At 39.6% G+C, this 20,611-nt stretch carries 15 protein-coding genes and 3 tRNA genes; all 18 read left to right on the forward strand.

Going from position 1 to position 20,611, the window contains the following annotated elements; all coding sequences use genetic code 11:
* Positions 1-131 precede the first annotated feature (131 nt).
* The 18 genes from pth to rpoB all read left to right on the forward strand — a co-directional run bounded on the left by pth (position 132) and on the right by rpoB (position 20,602).
* Positions 132-689, forward strand: coding sequence for an aminoacyl-tRNA hydrolase (pth, locus tag BN52_RS02620; protein ID WP_008472615.1), 558 nt, complete (start codon positions 132-134; stop codon positions 687-689).
* Position 690: 1 nt separating this feature from the next.
* Positions 691-4,182: a transcription-repair coupling factor gene (gene mfd, locus BN52_RS02625; protein ID WP_008472616.1), complete on the forward strand. Its 3,492-nt coding sequence runs from the start codon at positions 691-693 to the stop codon at positions 4,180-4,182.
* 7 nt (positions 4,183-4,189) lie between these two features.
* Positions 4,190-4,432 carry an RNA-binding S4 domain-containing protein gene (locus BN52_RS02630; RefSeq protein WP_008472617.1) on the forward strand — a complete coding sequence of 81 codons (243 nt, stop codon included), beginning with the start codon at positions 4,190-4,192 and terminating at the stop codon, positions 4,430-4,432.
* Positions 4,433-4,491: 59 nt separating this feature from the next.
* A complete protein-coding gene (locus BN52_RS02635; RefSeq protein ID WP_008472619.1) occupies positions 4,492-4,878 on the forward strand; it encodes an FtsB family cell division protein in 387 nt (128 codons plus the stop codon).
* Complete coding sequence (locus BN52_RS02640; RefSeq protein WP_008472620.1) at positions 4,878-5,240, forward strand: S1 RNA-binding domain-containing protein; 363 nt, start codon at positions 4,878-4,880, stop codon at positions 5,238-5,240. The genes BN52_RS02635 and BN52_RS02640 overlap by 1 nt, the downstream gene beginning before the upstream one ends.
* Positions 5,241-5,298: 58 nt before the next feature.
* Positions 5,299-6,558 (forward strand): tRNA lysidine(34) synthetase TilS, encoded by a 1,260-nt coding sequence (tilS, locus tag BN52_RS02645; protein ID WP_008472621.1) that lies wholly within the window; start codon positions 5,299-5,301, stop codon positions 6,556-6,558.
* Between the two features lie 74 nt (positions 6,559-6,632).
* A complete protein-coding gene (gene ftsH / locus BN52_RS02650) occupies positions 6,633-8,741 on the forward strand; it encodes an ATP-dependent zinc metalloprotease FtsH (protein WP_008472622.1) in 2,109 nt (702 codons plus the stop codon).
* A 45-nt stretch (positions 8,742-8,786) separates the two neighbouring features.
* Entirely contained in the window at positions 8,787-9,674 is an 888-nt protein-coding gene (hslO, locus tag BN52_RS02655; RefSeq protein ID WP_008472623.1) for an Hsp33 family molecular chaperone HslO, read from the forward strand.
* Between the two features lie 67 nt (positions 9,675-9,741).
* A complete protein-coding gene (gene dusB, locus BN52_RS02660) occupies positions 9,742-10,764 on the forward strand; it encodes a tRNA dihydrouridine synthase DusB (protein WP_008472624.1) in 1,023 nt (340 codons plus the stop codon).
* Between the two features lie 15 nt (positions 10,765-10,779).
* Positions 10,780-12,282 (forward strand): lysine--tRNA ligase, encoded by a 1,503-nt coding sequence (gene lysS / locus BN52_RS02665; RefSeq protein ID WP_008472625.1) that lies wholly within the window; start codon positions 10,780-10,782, stop codon positions 12,280-12,282.
* A 58-nt stretch (positions 12,283-12,340) separates the two neighbouring features.
* Entirely contained in the window at positions 12,341-12,847 is a 507-nt protein-coding gene (locus BN52_RS02670; protein ID WP_008472627.1) for a hypothetical protein, read from the forward strand.
* Between the two features lie 95 nt (positions 12,848-12,942).
* The gene (locus BN52_RS02675) at positions 12,943-13,269 is read left to right on the forward strand and encodes a bacteriocin immunity family protein (RefSeq protein WP_008472628.1); all 327 of its coding nucleotides are present in this window, start codon (positions 12,943-12,945) and stop codon (positions 13,267-13,269) included.
* Between the two features lie 68 nt (positions 13,270-13,337).
* Positions 13,338-13,409, forward strand: a tRNA-Gly gene (locus BN52_RS02680).
* Positions 13,410-13,486: 77 nt separating this feature from the next.
* Positions 13,487-13,558, forward strand: a tRNA-Gly gene (locus tag BN52_RS02685).
* A gap of 40 nt (positions 13,559-13,598) precedes the next feature.
* Positions 13,599-13,672 (forward strand) — tRNA-Pro (locus BN52_RS02690).
* A gap of 123 nt (positions 13,673-13,795) precedes the next feature.
* Positions 13,796-14,260 carry a GAF domain-containing protein gene (locus BN52_RS02695; protein ID WP_008472630.1) on the forward strand — a complete coding sequence of 155 codons (465 nt, stop codon included), beginning with the start codon at positions 13,796-13,798 and terminating at the stop codon, positions 14,258-14,260.
* Positions 14,261-14,275: 15 nt separating this feature from the next.
* The gene (locus tag BN52_RS02700) at positions 14,276-16,759 is read left to right on the forward strand and encodes an ATP-dependent Clp protease ATP-binding subunit (protein WP_008472631.1); all 2,484 of its coding nucleotides are present in this window, start codon (positions 14,276-14,278) and stop codon (positions 16,757-16,759) included.
* A 204-nt stretch (positions 16,760-16,963) separates the two neighbouring features.
* The gene (gene rpoB / locus BN52_RS02705; RefSeq protein ID WP_198324384.1) at positions 16,964-20,602 is read left to right on the forward strand and encodes a DNA-directed RNA polymerase subunit beta; all 3,639 of its coding nucleotides are present in this window, start codon (positions 16,964-16,966) and stop codon (positions 20,600-20,602) included.
* Positions 20,603-20,611: the final 9 nt, after the last annotated feature.

Genomic DNA, 20,611 nt, shown 5'->3' on the forward strand with positions numbered 1-20,611 from the left:
TAAATTGATCTAGTAATCATCTATATTGTAACAAGATCTGAAATTTAAAAAAAGTATAACACAAATTAGATTTCGATGATCTTTAGAAGTTTGTGTTATGATAAATTGAGCTAATTACGAGGAGATTTTTTATGAAAATAATTGCAGGGTTAGGTAATCCAGGAAAAAAGTATGATCGAACTAAACATAATACTGGCTTTATGGCCATCGATACTTATTTAGCTAAGAAGGGACTCAGCTTAGATAAGGATAAGTTCGAGGGCCTATGGACTAAAGTTAAAGTTGCTGGCGAAGATATTATTTTGTTAGAACCGCAAACCTTTATGAACGAATCAGGACGCTCGATTGCACAGGTTGCCAATTTTTTCAAAGTTGAACCTCAAGATGTATTGGTAATTCATGATGACATGGATATGCCGATCGGCAAGATCAGAATTAGAGCTAATGGTAAGTCTGGTGGTCATAATGGCATTAAGAGTATTATCCGTGACCTTGGAACGGAAAAGTTTAATCGCTTAAAAATTGGAATTCGTCATCCAGAAAAAACCAGCGTTGTTTCATGGGTTTTGAGCCCGTTTACGACTGAACAACAGGCTTTGATGGATGAAGCGTTTGCGACTAGCTGCGAAATTATCGATGATTTCGTTGCTGGTCACGATAGTCAATATTTAATGAATAAGTATAACTAAAATGCAGCTAACAGATTTTTTGCAACAGGATCAAGAACTAACAAATTTTATTACTCAAACTACTCAATATAAAAACTCGCTAATCACTGGCGCTAATGCCGGTGCTTTTAGTCTGCTGTTAAAAGAGATAATTGAGCAAAAGCAGTGTCCGCTGATTTTAGTAGAGGAAAACGAACATAAAGCGCAAAATCTGTATAACTCTTTGAGCAATTTATTGGGTGAGTCAATGGTGCACATTTTTCCCGTTGATGCAACTTTGGCAACGCAAACTGCCGTTGCTTCTCCTGATGAATTGAGTTCGCGTATTCAAAGCTTGAACTTCTTGCTTAGTGGTAAAGCAGGGATCGTGATTACTACCCCTCAGGGGTTGCAATATAAACTGACCAAGCCAGAAGTTTTTGCTCAGACTAGACGGCAGTTTACAAGTGAGAAGGAATACGATCTCCAAGAATTAAATCAGTGGCTAGTAGGTTTAGGCTATCGCAAGGAGGCTCTAGTAGCTAGACCAGGCGAGTTTGCCATTCGCGGGGATATTTTAGATGTTTATCCTCTCGATCGAGAAAATCCATTGCGAATTGAATTTTTTGGCGATAAAATCGATATAGTCAAAGAATTCGATTTGGCAAGTCAGTTGAGTCAAACAGTACTTGATGAAGCTACGATTGGTCCAGCACTTGATCGAGTATATCAGCGAGACCAATTGCAGCTAGCTGCTAAGCAGCTAACGGAAGCAATCACCAAGGTTGAAAATGTCAAAGAGGCTAAACAGCACTTTACAGCTACGATCGACTTGTTGACTACAGGAGCCATTCCTGATAATCATGCTTTTTTGGTAGATTATCTTTTGCCTGAAAGTAGTGATTTATTAGCATATTTGGCTTCATCTGGTCTGTTAATGATTGATGATTTGCCATTGATCAGACAAGCTGTGGAAAATGTTGATAAGCAAAACCAAGCCTTTATTCTTGATGAGCAAAAAATTAGTGCAATGTTGCCAGGACAGACTTTACGTCAAGATTTTACTACTGCTCTGAGCAAGGATACCCATCATTGTATCTACTATTCAGCTTTTCAGCGAAGTTTGGGACGGGTTCGCCTAGGTCAAATGTACAATTGGAATACCCGCGAACCAGAACAATTTTTTAGCCAAATGCCATTGGTAAAGGCTGAACTTGAATCATATCTTAATCAAGGCCAGACTGTAATTTTGCAGGCTGATAGTCCAAAAAGAGCTGAGCAAATTAGTCATACTTTGACTGAATTCGATATTGATGCTATTCGTGTAACTGAGACGGAATTATTAGAAAAACGGGTTCAGCTATTAGTAGGCAATTTTGATCAAGGCTTTGTCCTGCCCAATGTTAAGCTGGTCTATTTAACAGAACGAGAATTGTTCAATCAGCGTCCACAACGCCGGCAACGAGTAAAAACGCTCGAAAATGCTCAGCGTTTGCGCAATTACACTGAATTAAAGCCTGGGGATTATGTAGTTCACGTTAACCATGGTATTGGTCGTTTTGAGGGGATCCAGACTTTAGAGAATAATGGTGTTAAACGTGACTATATTACGATTACTTACCAACATGGCGACCAACTATTCGTTCCTGCCGATCACTTGCGAATGGTACAGAAATATGTTGGTTCTGAAGGTAAAACTCCACATATTAATAAATTAGGCGGTAGCGAATGGACTAAGGTTAAACGGCGGGTACAGTCTAAAGTCGAGGACATTGCCGACGATTTGATTGAACTTTATGCTAAGCGCGAAGCTGAACAAGGCTTTGCCTTTGGTCCAGATGATGAATTGCAGCATCAGTTTGAGGAAGCTTTTCCTTACGTTGAAACTGCTGATCAATTGCGGTCAGTTAAAGAAATCAAAGCCGATATGGAAAAGGCTAAGCCAATGGACCGATTAGTGGTTGGTGATGTTGGCTTTGGTAAAACGGAAGTCGCTTTACGAGCAGCATTTAAAGCAGTCGAAGCTGGTAAGCAAGTAGCTTTTCTTGTGCCAACGACGATTTTAGCTCAACAACACTATGAAACTATGCAAGATCGCTTCCATGATTTTCCTGTTAACATTGCGATGTTATCCCGTTTTCAGACAACCAGTGAGGCTAAAAAAATCGTTGCGGGCTTAAAGGCTGGCAAAATTGATATGGTAGTTGGTACCCACCGCATTTTGTCACAGGATGTCGAGTTCAAGGATTTAGGCTTGTTGATTATTGATGAGGAACAACGGTTTGGCGTTAAGCATAAAGAGCGGCTAAAGCAATTGAAAGCTAATATCGATGTTTTGACTTTAACTGCAACGCCAATTCCAAGAACTTTGCACATGTCGATGGTTGGGGTAAGAGATTTATCGGTGATGGAAACGCCACCGAAGAATCGGTATCCGATTCAAACCTATGTTATGGAAGAGACGCCGAGCGTTATAAGGGATGCATGTTTGCGCGAGATGCAACGTGATGGACAGATTTTTTACCTGCATAATCGAGTTGGCGATATTGATGAAGTTGTTGAGCGTTTGCATAAATTGTTGCCAACTGCTAAAATCGCTAGTGCTCATGGACAGATGTCTCAGAATCAGCTTGAGGATATCCTTTATCGCTTTTTAAATCGCGAATTCGATATTTTGGTGACAACGACAATTATTGAAACGGGAATCGATATGCCTAATGTCAATACAATGATTATTGAGGATGCCGATCATTATGGCTTAAGTCAGCTGTATCAATTGCGTGGGCGTATTGGACGTAGTGCTCGTTTGGCCTATGCTTACTTCTTGTATCGACCAAACAAAGTCTTAACTGAAGTAGGCGAAAAGCGGCTAGCAGCTATTCGTGATTTTACTGAATTGGGATCGGGTTTTAAGATTGCCATGCGCGATCTTTCAATTCGGGGTGCTGGTAATATGTTAGGTGCTCAGCAACATGGCTTTATTGATAGCGTTGGCTATGATTTATATTCACAGATGCTTAGTGATGCCATTAAAGCTCGCAAGGGTAAGAAAATGACGCGCCAAGTTAATGCTGAAATGGAATTGGGCTTAGAGACCTATATTCCTGACGAATATATTGCTGATCAAGAAGAAAAGATTGAGTTTTATAAACGAATCAAAGCTGTTACAGGTGAAGCAGAACTGCGTAAGATTGAGGACGAATTGATCGATCGCTTCGGTGATTATCCGGCAGCTATCGAAAATCTGATTGCAGTAGCTGGACTGAAACTAGAAGCTGATTATGCGCAAGCAGAGCAAGTGGCACGACTGCAGAATAAGCTGAAAGTAGTTTTCACCACGACTGCGAGTCGTGAATTAGAAGGACCTAATATTTTTAAAGCGTTAGAACATGTTGGTCTTAAAGCACGAATCAATGTAAATCCCCAACATAAGTTGGTAGTGATGTTGGACGTGCCCACAGAAATGAAGCAGAGATTATTATTTAAAGAATTGACCACTTTTTTGCAAGGGGTCAGCGAAATTATTCAAAGGTAGGTTGAAGATGAGAATCGATAAATTTTTAAAGATTTCACGACTAGTTAAAAGAAGAACCGTTGCTAAAGAAATGGCTGATCAAGGCCGAATTCAAGTTAATGGTCGAGTAGTAAAGTCAAGTTATGACGTTAAGATTGATGATATTATTGAAGTTGGTTATGGTAGTCGCCAAGTTAAGGCTAAAGTTTTAGACTTGCGCGAAACAACTAAAAAAGCCGAAGCCAGTGATTTGTATGAATTAATTGATTAAACTATTCCCGCTGATATAATAAACTTAACAGCATAGTAGATAATGTAAGGAATAGAACGATGAGCAAGTTGAAAGTTGTTAGACAAAATGAATATGGCGCGCCTAGAAGATTCGATGAAGAACAACAGCTTCGCTTGAGACAGAAGAAAATCGAGAAGCGGAAACATCATAATCGTCGCATTCGAATCATGGCTTTCTTTGCCATTGTCTTCTTAATTTTAGGAATTCAGATTTCGATCAAAGTAGTTCAAAACAATCAGATCAATGAACAGGTTGTGGCTTCAAAGAAGACCTTAAATAAATTGAAAGAAGAAAAGCAAAAGCTGAATACCAAATATGCTGATCTAAAGGATCCAGATTATGTTGCTAAATTGATTCGATACAAATTTTATTATTCTAGGCCAAATGAAAAAATTTATAATGTACCCGAGGAAAAAGGTAAGTAATGAAGTATCAAGTTGGACAACGCGTTACAGGAATCATTAACAATGTTGGAGACATTGGACTCTTTTTAACTTTACCTGGACATCGGTCAGGATTAATTCACCACAGTGATTGGAGTGGAAACTGGTCAAGAGAACGCAATCGCTATCGTGTTGGGGATGAATTGCGAGTAGTCGTAACTAAAGTAGCAAAAGGACGGATCGCTTTATCGCTTGCACGTTTAAATGATCCTGATTTGTTAGATCCAACTAACCAAGTTTCTAATGTTTCCAAGACGGATTTTGCTAAGGTAATGACGACTACTTTGAGTGATAGTCATCAAGAAATTGCCAAATTAACTCAAGCCTTAGATAGATTTTCGTAATGAGATAGAATCGATCTTTTGATCGATTTTTTTATTAGCTAGACAAGAAAGACTGATCATGCAGATTGAGACATTTTTTGAACAACAAAAGATAGCAGTAGCGGGGAAGACACTAGTCGTTGCCACTAGTGGTGGACCGGATTCTATTGCTTTATTGGATTTGTTGCGTAATTATCGAAAACACCATGATTTTGAATTGGTAGTAGCGCATTTTGATCATCAATTGCGACCTGATTCAGGTGATGAGGTGCGATTATTAGAAGCATATTGTCAGCAATATAATTTGCCATTGATCAATGGTAAGTGGCCGGTGTCATTACATCCCAAAGTAGGAATTGAAGCGGCTGCAAGGCAAGCGCGTTATGATTTTTTGACTAAAGTGGCCAAGAAAGTTGGGGCTAGCTACTTGCTAACAGCACATCACAATGATGATTTGTTAGAGAATATCTTATTGAAACTCTTGCGTTCAGGTAATCCTGAGGAAATGAACAGTTTACAAATGGTTGGTGAAATGCAAGGAGTTAAGATTTTACGACCATTGCTGAGCTATACGAAAGATCATCTTTTGGCCTATGATCATCAAGCTGGTCTATCATATATTGAAGATCAAACTAATGCAGAAGATGATACTTTACGTAATCGTTTGCGTCATCATGTAGTTCCTATCTTGAAACAAGAACAAGCTGATTTAACTGAAAATACCTTGCGTTTTAACCAGCAAATGGAGCTATTAACGTCTTTAGCACAAAGGCAGATGGCACAAATAGCTCCTGCAGAACGATTTTTACAAACAGCTTACCGTGCTCCTGTATCAGCGCTTGATAAGATGACATCTTTGGAGCGTAATTATTATTGGCAACAGCAGCTGTGGCGTCAGCAACATCTTAGGTTAGGAACAGCGTTAAAAGGGTACCTGCTAAAAGATTATCAAGGCTATGAATATTTGCTTCCTGGAAAGCTTCCTCCAGCGTCAACGCCCAAGTTACTAGAGTTGGAGCAAGCAATTCGATTCCGTGGTCAAGATTTTATTGTTTCTGAAAAGCGGTTGTCATTGATGAAGGTAGGAGAATTTTGTAGTACTGAAGCTAAATTCAAGTTTGGCAGTTTGCCTAGGGGAACGAAATTGCTTTTGAAAGATGGCCATCATGCGAAGGCTAAAAAGATGTTTGCGCAAAATGCAATTCCTTTAGAATTACGCCATTTATGCTTAACGATTATGACTTTAGATGGTACTGTAGTATTTGTAGAGCAGGTTTATCAAAATCAGCAAATTGCTGAAAATGCAAGAAAGTATTATATTTATTCAAAATCCTTATAAAATGTTAGAGCTAAACGCGTATTTGTGTTAAACTTTTAAGCGTATATCTTATAAGGACTTTGCGGAGGTTTTATATGAAAAATAACCGGAATCGGCTATTATCAAATGGCCTTTTCTATATAGTTGTGTTCCTTCTGCTTTTATGGGGCATCAACTGGGCACTCGGTGGCAATAGTAGTTCTGGTGGCAGCGAGAATATTAGTTATTCAGAATTTGTCAAGGACTTGCGCCAAGGCAAAGTTAGCAACTTTAGTGTTCAGCCTGCAAATGGTGTGTACATTGTTTCTGGTAGTTATAAAGAAGCCCAAAAGACTAAGAGCCAAGGAAGTAACAGCTTTGATTTCTTCAATGGTAGCTCAAGTCGCGAAGTAAAGCGGTTTTCAACTACCATGTTGCAAAATGATTCTAGTGTCTCCACGGTGCAAGATTTAGCCCAAAAGACTAATGCCCGAATGACGACACAAGGTGAATCGCAATCAGGCAATTGGATTTCTACGATTGTAATGATCGTGCCAACTATTTTGTTCATTGTGATGCTATGGATGATGATGAACCAAGGTGGTGCTGGCGGTCGTGGCAACGGCGGAATTATGAACTTTGGTCGTTCACACGTTAAGCCAGAAGATCCAGCTAAGAACAAGACACGGTTCTCAGATGTTGCCGGTGAAGAAGAAGAAAAACAAGAATTAGTCGAAGTAGTTGAATTTTTAAAGAATCCATCGAAATATACTAAGTTAGGTGCGAGAATCCCATCTGGTGTATTACTTGAGGGTCCTCCGGGAACTGGTAAGACTTTGCTTGCACGTGCCGTTGCAGGTGAAGCCAACGTACCGTTTTACTCAATCTCAGGTTCTGACTTTGTTGAAATGTTCGTCGGTGTTGGTGCTAGTCGTGTACGTGACTTGTTTAACAATGCTAAGAAGAATGCACCAAGTATCATCTTTATCGATGAAATTGATGCGATCGGACGTCGCCGTGGTAATGGCATGGGCGGTGGTAACGATGAACGTGAGCAAACCTTGAACCAATTATTGGTTGAAATGGATGGATTCCAAGGCGATGAAGGCGTTATTGTGATTGCTGCAACTAACCGTTCAGATGTTTTGGATCCAGCTTTGCTTCGTCCAGGAAGATTCGACCGTAAAGTATTGGTTGGTCGTCCTGACGTTCGTGGTCGTGAAGCTATTTTGAAGGTTCATGCTCGTAACAAGCCACTTGCAAGCGATGTTGATTTGAAGGAAGTAGCTCGTCAAACTCCTGGTTTCGTTGGTGCAGACTTGGCTAACGTGTTAAACGAAGCTGCTTTGGTTGCTGCTCGTCGTAATGGCAATGAAATTACTGCTTCAGATATTGATGAAGCTCAAGATCGGGTAATTGCTGGACCAGCTAAGACTGATCGGTTAATTTCTGAAAAAGAACGTCGTCGGGTTGCTTTCCATGAAGCGGGACACTCAATCTGTGGTTTGGTCTTAAGCGATTCAAGAACAGTTAGAAAAGTTACGATTGTTCCTCGCGGACGTGCCGGTGGATACAACATCATGTTGCCTCGTGATGACCAATTTATTTTGACTAAGAACCAATTATTCGAACAAATCGTTGGTTTGATGGGTGGACGTGCTGGTGAAGAAGCTACCATTGGTGATCGTTCAACTGGTGCTTCAAACGACTTTGAACAAGCTACACAAATTGCTCATAGTATGGTAGTAAACTATGGTATGAGTGATGCTTTAGGAATGGTTGAATTAGAAAAAGAGGGTGAAGTTAACCCTTACGGAATGAAGCCATATAGTGAAGCAACTGCCGCAAAGATCGATGAAGAAGTTAAGAAAATTTTGGACGAAGCTCATGCTAAGGCGCTTGAAATTGTTAAAGAAAACAAGGAAAAGCACCAAATTATTGCTGAAGCTTTGCTCAAGTACGAAACTTTGAACGAAAAGCAAATTTTAGCCTTATACCAAACTGGTAAGATGCCTGAAAAGGATGAGGATGAATATCCTAGCGAGTCAAAGGCTTCGACTTATGAAGAAGCTAAAGCCGCTGCTGAAAAGAAGGAAATTTTGAAGGCAGAAAAGAAAGATGAAGAAGCAAGCCAATCTAATGGTGAAACTGATGAAGCTTTGAATACTCCTTCAGAATCAACTACTGAAAAAACTTCCGATCAGGATCAAGATTCAGAGAAATAGAACAAAATAGGGCCGTTAAGGCTCTATTTTTATGGGATGAGAACAATGAACGATTATTTAGTAAAAGCAATTGATAAAAGCAAAAACTTACGGTTATTGACAGTGACAGCTAAAGATCTTGTAGGTGAGGCGCAAAAACGTCATGATACTTGGTCGGCATCATCAGCAGTACTTGGTAGAACCTTGATTGGTGGGCTTTTGTTAGCAGCTGCTGGTTTAACTGAAGGCGAAGAATTAACGGTTAGATTGTTAGGTAATGGCCCAGTAGGAGCTACGATTGTAACTGCTAAGGCTGATTATACCGTTAAGGGTTATTTGAAAAATCCACATATTGCGCTTCCACCTAAAGCTAATGGTCATATCGATGTGAAAAAGGCAGTTGGTCAAGGCTGGTTAGAAGTTACCAAAGACTTAGGCTTAAAGGAACCTTATACAGGAGAAGTACCAATTGTGTCTGGTGAGATCGCTGAGGATTTTGCCTACTATTTGACTAAGTCAGAACAGATTCCATCAGCAGTTGGCTTATCAGTTTTTGTTAACCCCAATAATACAATTGGAGCAGCTGGCGGTTTTATGCTTCAAGCTTTACCAGGAGCAAGTGACCAATTAATTGATAAGACAATTGAGCGCATTAATAAATTGCCGGTTTTATCTAGTGCCTTGTTGGATGGAATGATGCCTGAAGATTTAGCTAAGCAAATTTTAGGCGATGACTGCAAGATTCTTGAGCAAGATCCGGTAGCCTTTAAGTGTGACTGCTCCAAAGAGAAGTATGCGGATATTTTGCAAACTTTAGATCGTAAGCAATTGCATGACATGATTGAAGAAGATCATGGAGCTGAATTGAAGTGTAGTTTTTGTGGCAATAAATACAAATATTCAGAAGCAGAATTGACACAAATTTTGAGCAAGAAAGATGAAGAAAGCAATTAGTTGGGCTATTATTTGGTCAAACAAAGCTTTTTTGTTACAATGTTTAGGTATTTGAAAGGATGATTTAGTGGATAATAGTTGGAAAATTCGCGAAATCACCATTCCTAATCGAGTTGTTGTGGCGCCGATGGCTGGGGTATCAAACTCAGCTTTTAGAGTAGTCTGCAAGGAATTTGGTGCTGGTTTGGTAGTTTGCGAGATGATTTCAGACCATGGTATTATTTACCGCAATAAAAAGACCATGAGTATGATGCAAGTGGATCCAAGTGAACACCCAATGAGTATTCAAATTTTTGGTGGTACGGAAGATACTTTGTTGCAAGCTGCTCAATACATCGATCAACATACTGATGCCGATATTATTGATATCAATATGGGATGTCCGGTTCCTAAAGTTACCAAGACTGATGCTGGTTCAAAGTGGTTGCTTGATGCTAATAAGATTTATCAGATGGTACATAAAGTAGTCCAAAATGTTTCTAAGCCAGTTACTGTTAAGATGCGTCTAGGTTGGGATACCAAACATATTTTTGCAGTTGAAAATGCCTTAGCAGCTCAAGAAGCGGGTGCTTCGATGTTGGCAATGCATGGTCGAACTCGTAAACAGATGTATCAAGGTCAAGCAGATTGGGAAACCTTGCATGACGTTGCTCAAGCTTTGGATATTCCATTTGTTGCTAACGGGGACATTACTACTCCTGAATTAGCCAAAAAGGCTTTAGATGAAATTGGAGCTACTGCAGTGATGGTTGGTAGAGCAGCCTTAGGTAACCCTTGGGAATTAAAAGATATGGTACATTATCTTGAAACTGGTGAAAAGCTGCCACCACAAACAGTAAGAGAGCGCGTGGAAACTGCTAAGCATCAACTTGATGGCTTAGTTGAATTGAAAGGCGAAAAGATTGCTGTTCCTGAATTTAGACAACAAGCTGCGTATTATTTGAAGGGAATTCCCCGCTCAGCGCGGACTCGTGCTAAAATAAATGAAGTCTGGACACGTCAAGAAGTATTTGATTTACTTGATGATTTTGTCGACGAATACGAAAAGCATCAGGCAAAACGCGCACAAAGACGTACAGTGAACGAATAATGGAGGAAAAATAAATTGGCAAAGAATGAATTAAATGACCAATTAATTGCTCGTCGTCAAAAGATGGACGAGTTACGTGAAGATGGCATTGAACCATTTGGTGTTAGAAAGTATGATCGCTTAGATCTTGCAAGTACTTTAGACGAAAAGTACTTGGGCGAAGACAAAGACGAATTAAATGAAGATATGCCTAAAACTAGAATAGCAGGTAGAATGCTTGCTAAGCGTGGTAAGGGTAAGGTTGGTTTCGCTGATATCTATGACCGTACGGGAAAGATTCAAATCTATGTACGTAAGGATATCGTCGGTGAAGACAACTACAAGATTTTCAAGAAATCTGATATTGGTGACTTCTTGGGAATCGAAGGCGAAGTTATGAAGACTGATACTGGTGAATTGACGATTCGTGCCCAACACGTTACTTTCTTATCAAAGGCACTTCGTCCATTGCCAGATAAGTACCACGGTTTGAAGAATGTTGAACAGATTTATCGTCAACGTTACCTTGACTTGATTACTAACCGTGAAAGCTACATGCGTTTCGTTCACCGTACGCAAATTATTCAAGCTATTCGCGATTACTTGAACAAGCGTGACTTCTTAGAAGTTGAAACCCCAGTGCTTCATAACATCCCTGGTGGTGCTGAAGCTCGTCCATTTATTACCCACCACAATGCTTTGGACATTAATTTGTACATGAGAATCGCTTTGGAATTGCCTTTGAAGCGTTTGATTGTTGGTGACATGGAACGTGTTTACGAAATTGGTCGAGTTTTCAGAAACGAAGGCTTAGACACTCGTCACAACCCAGAATTTACTGAGCTTGAAACTTATGCAGCATACTGGGACTTCCACGATGTAATGGATGAAGCAGAAGGTATTATTAAAGCTGCTGCTAAGGTAGTTTCTGATGATGCCAAGGTTGTTTACCAAGGTACCGAAATCGATTTAGGTAAGCCATACCGTCGTGTACATATGGTTGACTTGATTAAGGAAAAGACCGGAGTTGACTTCTGGAAGCCAATGACTGATGATGAAGCTAAGAAGATTGCAGAAGAACACGGCATTCACTGTGAATCATTCTGGAAGGTAGGACACGTAATTAATGCCTTTTTCGAAGAATTCTGTGAACACACGATTGTTGACCCTACTTTTGTTTACGGTCACCCAGTAGAAGTTTCACCACTTGCTAAGAAGAATGCAGATGATCCTCGTTTTACTGACCGTTTTGAAATCTTCATTATGGGTTCAGAATACGGTAATGCCTTCTCAGAATTGAATGATCCTGATGATCAACGTGAACGTTTTGAAGCACAAATGGCAGAACGTGAAGCTGGCAATGATGAAGCTGACATGATTGATGAAGATTACCTTCGTGCAATGGAATACGGTATGCCTCCTACAGGTGGTTTGGGTATCGGAATTGACCGTTTGGTAATGTTATTGACCGATGCTCCAGCAATTAGAGATGTTTTGTTGTTCCCAACAATGCGTCCTGAGAACTTCGATAACGAATAGTTTAAAGATCCCTTGCGCTTGCAGGGGATTTTTTATTGGGTGAGAGTGAGACTTAAAAATGAAGATTTTAAGTAGAGAAGAATACATTAAGTGTCTAGCATCCAAAAGGATAGATATATTATTCTGGCTAGTAGTCATTATTTCGATCTTGATTACCTTATTTTTGCCTGATCATAGAGTTATTATGGCCGAATTGATAGAAATATTAGCGATAAGCATATTGCAGCTTCTAGTAGCAATTGCATCGAAACACAGTTTTACAAAAGTTAGCTATCAGAATAAGAAAATCTCTTCTGAAAAATTTGCTCAAACAATGGCTTCTTATAGAGTGATAAATATTTTCATTGTTGCCTCAATTGTAGTATGGATTGCGACATTGCTACTGTCAAAGTACGTAGCTATAAATAGCACGCTCGTTATTAGCAGTATGATTTTTGCGTGTCAGGGGATGTTAGTGATTATTGGAACAATTAGTGCTTTAGTTTCTTATTCAATGAAATTAGATAGTCAAGATAACAAGATGTCTCTTTGTGAGGTATCTTGTTTTGTTAAGAAAAGGCAATGATGAATGTAAAACAATTGAAATATTTTTGTAATAAGAACTATAATATCCTCAACAAGTCGAAAGGGATAAGCTAGAGGCTTATGGAGGTTAACGAAATGTTTTTTGAACATAAAAATGAAAATCAAGATGATGATGGTAGAACTCTTCTACTTACGCAACTAATCGACGCAATTTACGAAGATATGCCAGATGATGAAAGACAAGTTGTGCTAGATGCAAAGAGAGACATTGAATCAGGTGCGTATCTTGGAAAGGTTATGCGCGATATTCGAATAGGACTTGAACCATATGCAATTAAAGGTCAATTATCACCTACAACTAAGTTGATTTTTAACAATATTACTAAGGCAGCCAACCAATCTTCAACCACTGGTTCAGGTATTGGGATGGTCTTTGGCACAATGCTTGTTGGGGGTCATTAATTTAATCGCAAAAAATTACAAAAAGTATTTGCAATATCGGGAATGTTTGCTATAATATTTTTTGTGTTGCGGAAGTAGTTCAGTGGTAGAACACAACCTTGCCATGGTTGGGGTCGCGGGTTCGAATCCCGTCTTCCGCTTAGGATTGAGTTTTTGATCCTAAGCTTTTAAAAAAGCTTGCAATCTATAAGTGATTTGCTATAATAATATTCGTGTTGCGGAAGTAGTTCAGTGGTAGAACACAACCTTGCCATGGTTGGGGTCGCGGGTTCGAATCCCGTCTTCCGCTTAATGATTGAAACTCGCCTAATGGTGAGTTTTTTTGTTAGCGGGAAATAGCTCAGTTTGGTAGAGCACTACGTTCGGGACGTAGGGGTCGTGGGTTCAAATCCCGTTTTCCCGATCAACTAAGATAAGTCTGTGGTGTATTAAGATACCGGAGACTTATTTTGTTTTGAAACACCTTATTAGCGTATGAACTGGTGGTCTGATATAATAGATCAAACTACGGAAAGGACTGATGAAGATGGCAGCAAAAACTGAAGAAGAATATCGATTATTGCTTGAACAAGCAGCTGCATTGATTGATGGAGAAGATGATTGGATTGCTAATATGGCTAATATATCAGCACTTCTTTTTAATGAAATGAACGATGTCAATTTTGCAGGGGTATATCGATTTGAAAACAACGAATTGATTTTAGGTCCTTTTCAAGGCAAACCGGCTTGTGTTCATATTGCTCTAGGTAAGGGCGTATGTGGTACCGCAGCGCAAACCCAAGAGACGCAATTGGTACCGGATGTTCATCAATTTGCAGGCCATATTGCTTGTGACAGTGACTCAAATTCAGAGATTGTGGTACCTATTTTTAATAAAAATAAACTATGGGGTGTATTGGATATTGATTCGCCTAAGTTGAATAACTTTGAACCATTAGATCAAAAATATTTAGAAGCTTTGACTGAAGTATTATTTGCTAAACAAAATTAGGGGTGGGAAATTAGCATGGAAATTTCATACAGCAATAGCGCAAATCAGGTTCTTGAAATTGCTCGTGAACAAGCGGAGTATTTTCAGCATCGTTTGATTGGAACTGAACACGTACTATTAGCCATGATAATCGAATCAGATGGTGTGGCTGGTAAAATCTTGCGCTCATGGGGCTTGACTCCTGTAGCTGTCAAAGAAGAGATTGAACGTTACACTGGTTATGGTTCATCAGCTAAGAGCAGTTATATTGAAATTTCGCCACGTTTGAACATGGTATTAGATTTTGCTCGTAGAATGGCAGGACAATACGGTAGTGATGAAATTAAGACAGAACATTTATTGCTGGGATTAATAGCTAGTCCACAAATTTTGTCTGCCAAGATATTAAACAATTTTGGTGTTGACTTAGATCAACTGCGGGCCGATTTAGAAGATACTATCACCAATTTTGGTAGTAGCAATCAAGGTTGGGATTACGATAGCAATCCAGAGAGCTACAATATGGGTAATAATCGAGAACAAAAGAGTAGCTCAGCAACGCCGGTTCTTGATCGTGCAGCTACCAACTTAAATCAACGAGTTATCAATGGTGAAATTGATCCGGTTATTGGTAGGGATGCAGAAATAAAACGAGTTATTCAGATTTTATCTCGTCGTACCAAGAATAATCCGATGCTTATTGGTGAACCGGGGGTTGGAAAAACTGCCGTGGCGGAAGCAATTGCTACGGCTATTATGAATAAACAGGTTCCTGAAGATTTACGTAAAAAGCGCGTCATGGCCTTAAATATTGCAAATTTGGTGGCAGGAACCAAGTATCGTGGTGAATTTGAAGACCGGATGCGCAAAATGCTGAAGGAAATCGCAAAAGATGGCAATGTAATCTTATTTGTTGATGAATTACATACTTTAATCGGAGCTGGTGGAGCAGAAGGTGCAATTGATGCCTCTAATATCTTGAAGCCAGCGCTTGCTCGTGGCGATTTGCAAATGATTGGGGCAACAACTTTTGATGAATATCAAAAGTATGTTGAAAAAGATCAAGCTCTATCTCGTCGTTTCCAACAGGTACGCTTGAATGAACCTTCCCCAGAAGCAACTTTAGCTATTTTGCAAGGTTTACGGCGCAAATATGAAAATTATCATCACGTAACTATTGCTGATGATAGTTTAAAGGCAGCCATCGATTTATCGACTAGATATATTGCTAACCGCTTTTTACCTGATAAGGCTATAGATTTGATTGATGAAGCAAGTGCAGCTGTTAAAATTGCTCATCATGCTGGCAATAATCCAAGATTGAGTCAATTTGATGAACAATTGAAAAAAGTGATTGAGCAAAAGAATGAAGCTGCTGCTAACCAAAACTTTGTTGAAGCAGCTAGGTTGCAAGATCGTCAAAATAGTTTAAAGGCGCAAAGAGATACGCTAGTTACGCAGCTTGCTAATCAAAGCAGTAGTAAAGTCGTTGTAACTCCGGAAGATATTGCCCAAGTGGTATCTTCTTGGTCTGGCGTTCCGGTTACGCAAATGAAAACTAGCGAAACTAAACGTCTAGCAAAATTAGAAACAATTTTACATGAACGAGTAATTGGTCAAGCCAAAGCAGTAGAAGCTGTTGCTAAGGCAATTAGACGTAGTCGCAGTGGCATTAAGGATGAGCGTAGACCGATTGGCTCATTTTTATTCCTTGGCCCAACAGGTGTCGGTAAAACTGAGTTGGCTAAAGCCGTAGCTGCTGCAATTTTTGGTTCAGAAGACAACATGATCAGAATTGATATGTCCGAATACATGGATTCAATTGCGAATAGTAAATTAATCGGATCAGCTCCTGGTTATGTTGGCTACGAAGAAGGTGGACAACTGTCCGAACAAGTTCGTCGTCACCCATATTCAGTTGTTTTACTTGATGAAGTAGAAAAAGCCCATCCGGATGTTTTCAATCTCTTGTTACAAGTTTTAGATGAAGGATTTTTAACAGATTCTAAAGGTCGCAAGGTTGATTTCCGCAATACAATTATCATCATGACTTCAAATTTAGGTTCACGCAGTTTATTTGAAACTAAAGCTGTCGGTTTTACAGCCGGCGAAACTAGTCAAGCGCAATTGCGTGAAGATCGAGTTAAGACTGCACTCAAGCAATTCTTTAGACCTGAATTTATTAATCGAATTGATGAGACGATTATTTTCGATCAATTGAGTAAAGATGAATTGCGTGCAATTGTTGCTTTGTTGACTAAACGATTAGTAAGTAGATTGGCAGAAAAAAATATTGCCTTGAAGATCTCACGGGCTGCGTTAGATAAGATCGCTCAAGATGGCTATGATCCAGAAAATGGGGCACGACCTTTGAGAAGAGCAATTCAAAATGATGTTGAAGATAAGATTGCTTCGATGTTAATCAATGGCGAATTGCAATCAGGTGATGAACTGAAAATTGGTGCGAGTCATGGTCAATTGAAATTTGATCGAGTGGCAGCGGAATTAATTGCAAATTAATGCTTGACATTTGACGGACAAGCAAAATTATTGTAAAATATCGAGTGATTTAAAAGGCTGAATTTCAGAATTCTGTTGATCTATTGTCCAACAGAATAATAAAGACAAAAGTGGCAATTGCCATTTTTGTCTTTTTTATGCTCAAAAATTCAGTTTTTAAAATTTGTAAAATAAATGTAATATTTGCTTTCTCTAACAGAAAGGATGTTTTCCTTGTTAAACGGACACGTAGTTAATTATGGTAAACATCGTACAAGACGTAGTTTTTCAAAAATCAAGGAAGTTTTGAATCTACCAAACTTGACCGATGTACAAACACAATCATACCAATGGTTCCTTGATAAAGGTATCAAAGAAGTTTTTGACGATATTATGCCAATTAATGACTTCTCAGGTAAACTTTCATTAGAATACTTGGGTTACAAGTTGCAAAAGGCGAAATATACTGTTGACGAAGCTCGTGATCATGATGCAACTTATGCTGCACCAATGCACGTTACTTTGAAGTTGACCAATCAAGAAACTAACGAAATTAAGACTCAAGATGTTTTCTTTGGCGATTTGCCATTGATGACTGAATCTGGATCATTTATTATCAACGGTGCAGAAAGAGTCATTGTTTCTCAATTAGTTAGATCTCCTGGTGTCTACTACTCAGGTGATTATGACAAGAATGGTCGTCAAATCTTTGGTACGACTGTAATTCCAAACCGTGGTGCTTGGCTTGAATATGAAACTGATGCTAAGAATGTAGCTTACGTTCGCGTTGACCGTACTCGTAAGTTGCCTTTGACAGTTTTAGTTAGAGCGATGGGTCTTGGCTCAGATGCTGAAATCTTAGATATGTTCGGTAAGAACGATAGTCTTCAATTTACGCTTGAAAAAGATGTTCACAAGAACCCAGCTGATTCACGTGTAGCCGAAGCTTTGAAGGATATCTACGAACGTTTACGTCCAGGTGAACCAAAGACGACTGATTCTTCACGCTCATTGCTATATGCACGTTTCTTTGATCCACGTCGCTATGATTTAGCACCTGTTGGACGTTACAAGATTAACAAGAAGCTTTCACTTAAGAACCGTTTATACGGTCAAACTTTAGCTGAAACTTTGGCAGATCCTGATACTGGTGAAATCATTGCTAAGAAGGGTACAGTTGTTACTCATGAAGTAATGGATACTTTGGAAACTTACCTTGATCGTGATGATTTCAAGATGGTAACTTATGAATCATCTAACGAAGGTGTTTTACCTGACCCAATTACTGTTCAAGAAATCAAAGTTTACTCAAAAGTAGATCCTGAAAGAGAAGTTAAGTTGATCTCAAACGGTCACATTGACATGGACGTTAAGCACTTGACTCCAGCTGATGTTTTAGCTTCTATCAACTACTTCTTTGCTTTGCAAGATCAATTAGGTACTACTGATGATATCGATCACTTAGGTAACCGTCGTATTCGTCGTGTTGGTGAATTGTTGCAAAACCAATTTAGAATCGGTTTGGCAAGAATGGAACGTGTTGTTCGTGAAAGAATGTCAATTCAAGATCCAAATACGGTTACTCCACAACAATTGATTAACATTCGTCCAATTGTCGCAAGTATTAAAGAATTCTTCGGTTCATCACAGCTTTCACAGTTCATGGATCAACACAACCCATTGGGTGAATTGACCCATAAACGTCGTATGTCAGCCTTAGGACCTGGTGGTTTGACTCGTGACCGTGCAGGATATGAAGTTCGTGACGTTCACTATACTCACTATGGCCGTTTGTGCCCAATTGAAACTCCTGAAGGACCAAACATTGGTTTGATCAACTCGCTTGCGTCATACGCAGTTATTAACAAGTACGGTTTCATTGAAACTCCATATCGTAGAGTATCTTGGAAGACTCACAAGGTTACCGACAAGATCGACTATTTGACTGCTGATGTTGAAGATAACTACATTATCGCTGGTGCCAACACTCGTTTGAATCCAGATGGTTCTTTCAAGGATGACTTGATTTTAGCAAGATTCAAGGAAGACAACGTCGAAGTAACACCAGACAAGATCGACTACATGGACGTTATTCCTAAGCAAGTTGTTTCTGTTGCTTCAGCATGTATCCCATTCCTTGAAAACGATGACTCAAACCGTGCTTTGATGGGTGCCAACCAGCAACGTCAGGCAGCGCCATTGATTAATCCACATGGTTCATTGGTTGGTACTGGTATGGAATACCGTGCTGCCCATGATTCTGGTGATGCTTTGTTAGCTAAGGCTGCCGGTGTTGTTGAATATGTTGACGGTAACGAAATTAGAATTCGTCGTGAAGATGCTACTTTAGACAAGTATGTTCTTGAAAAGTATCGTCGTTCCAACAACTCTAAGTCATATAATCAAACTCCAAACGTTAAGCAAGGTGATAAGGTTGAAGTTGGGGATGTTATTGCTAACGGACCAACTATGGACCGTGGTGAATTGGCTCTTGGTCAAAACCCACTTATTGCTTTCATGACTTGGAACATGTACAACTATGAAGATGCCATCATGCTTTCTGAGCGTTTGGTTAAGGACGATGTTTACACTTCAATCAGTATTGAAGATTATGAATCTGAGGCTCGTGATACTAAGTTAGGACCTGAAGAAATTACTCGTGAATTGCCTAATGTTGGTGAAGATGCCCTTAAAGACCTTGATGCTGATGGTATTGTAAGAATCGGTGCTGAAGTTCACGATGGTGATATTTTGGTTGGTAAGGTAACACCTAAGGGTGTGACTGAATTATCAGCTGAAGAACGCTTATTGCATGCTATCTTTGGTGAAAAGGCACGTGAAGTACGTGATACTTCACTCCATGTACCACATGGTGGTGGCGGAATCGTCCAAGATGTTAAGGTTTATACTCGTGAAGCTGGCGATGAATTAGCTCCTGGTGTAAACACCATGGTTCGTGTTTACATTGCACAAAAGAGAAAGATTCAAGTTGGTGACAAGATGTCTGGTCGTCACGGAAACAAGGGTACTGTTGCTGCCGTAATGCCAGAAGAAGATATGCCATACTTGCCAGATGGGACTCCAGTAGATATCTGCTTAAACCCAATGGGCGTGCCTTCACGTATGAACATTGGGCAGTTGCTTGAATTGCACTTAGGTGCTGCAGCTCGTCAATTGGGTATTCACGTTGCTACTCCAGTATTTGATGGTGCCGATGAAGATGAAGTTTGGGACACTATTCGTCAAGCTGGTGTTGACAAAGATGGTAAGACTGTTATTTACGATGGTCGTACAGGTGAACCATTCCATAATCGTGTTTCAGTTGGTGTCATGCACTACTTGAAGCTTACTCACATGGTTGATGATAAGATCCACGCTCGTTCAATTGGGCCTTACTCATTGGTTACTCAACAACCTCTGGGTGGTAAAGCACAGTTTGGTGGACAGCGTTTTGGTGAAATGGAAGTTTGGGCCCTTGAAGCTTATGGTGCTGCTTATACTTTGCAAGAAATCTTGACTTACAAGTCAGATGATATTGTTGGTCGTGTAAGAGCTTATGAAGCTATTGTTAAGGGTGAAAAGATTCCTAAGCCAGGTGTTCCTGAATCATTTAGAGTTCTTGTTAAGGAATTGCAATCACTTGGATTGGATATTCGTGTGCTTGATATGGATCACCATGAAATTGAATTGCGTGATATGGATGATGATTCAAATGAACACTTGAATATCGATACTTTGTCTAAGTTAGCAGAAGAACAACAAAAGAAGCAGTTAGCCAAAGAGACCGCAGAAACATCAGAGGAAGCACCGGTTTCAGCCAATGAGGCCCCTGTAGATGAATCTGATGACAAGGTTTCTAAGTAGTAGGAGGTT

It is taken from the genome of Lactobacillus gigeriorum DSM 23908 = CRBIP 24.85, assembly GCF_000296855.1.
Lineage (GTDB): Bacteria > Bacillota > Bacilli > Lactobacillales > Lactobacillaceae > Lactobacillus > Lactobacillus gigeriorum.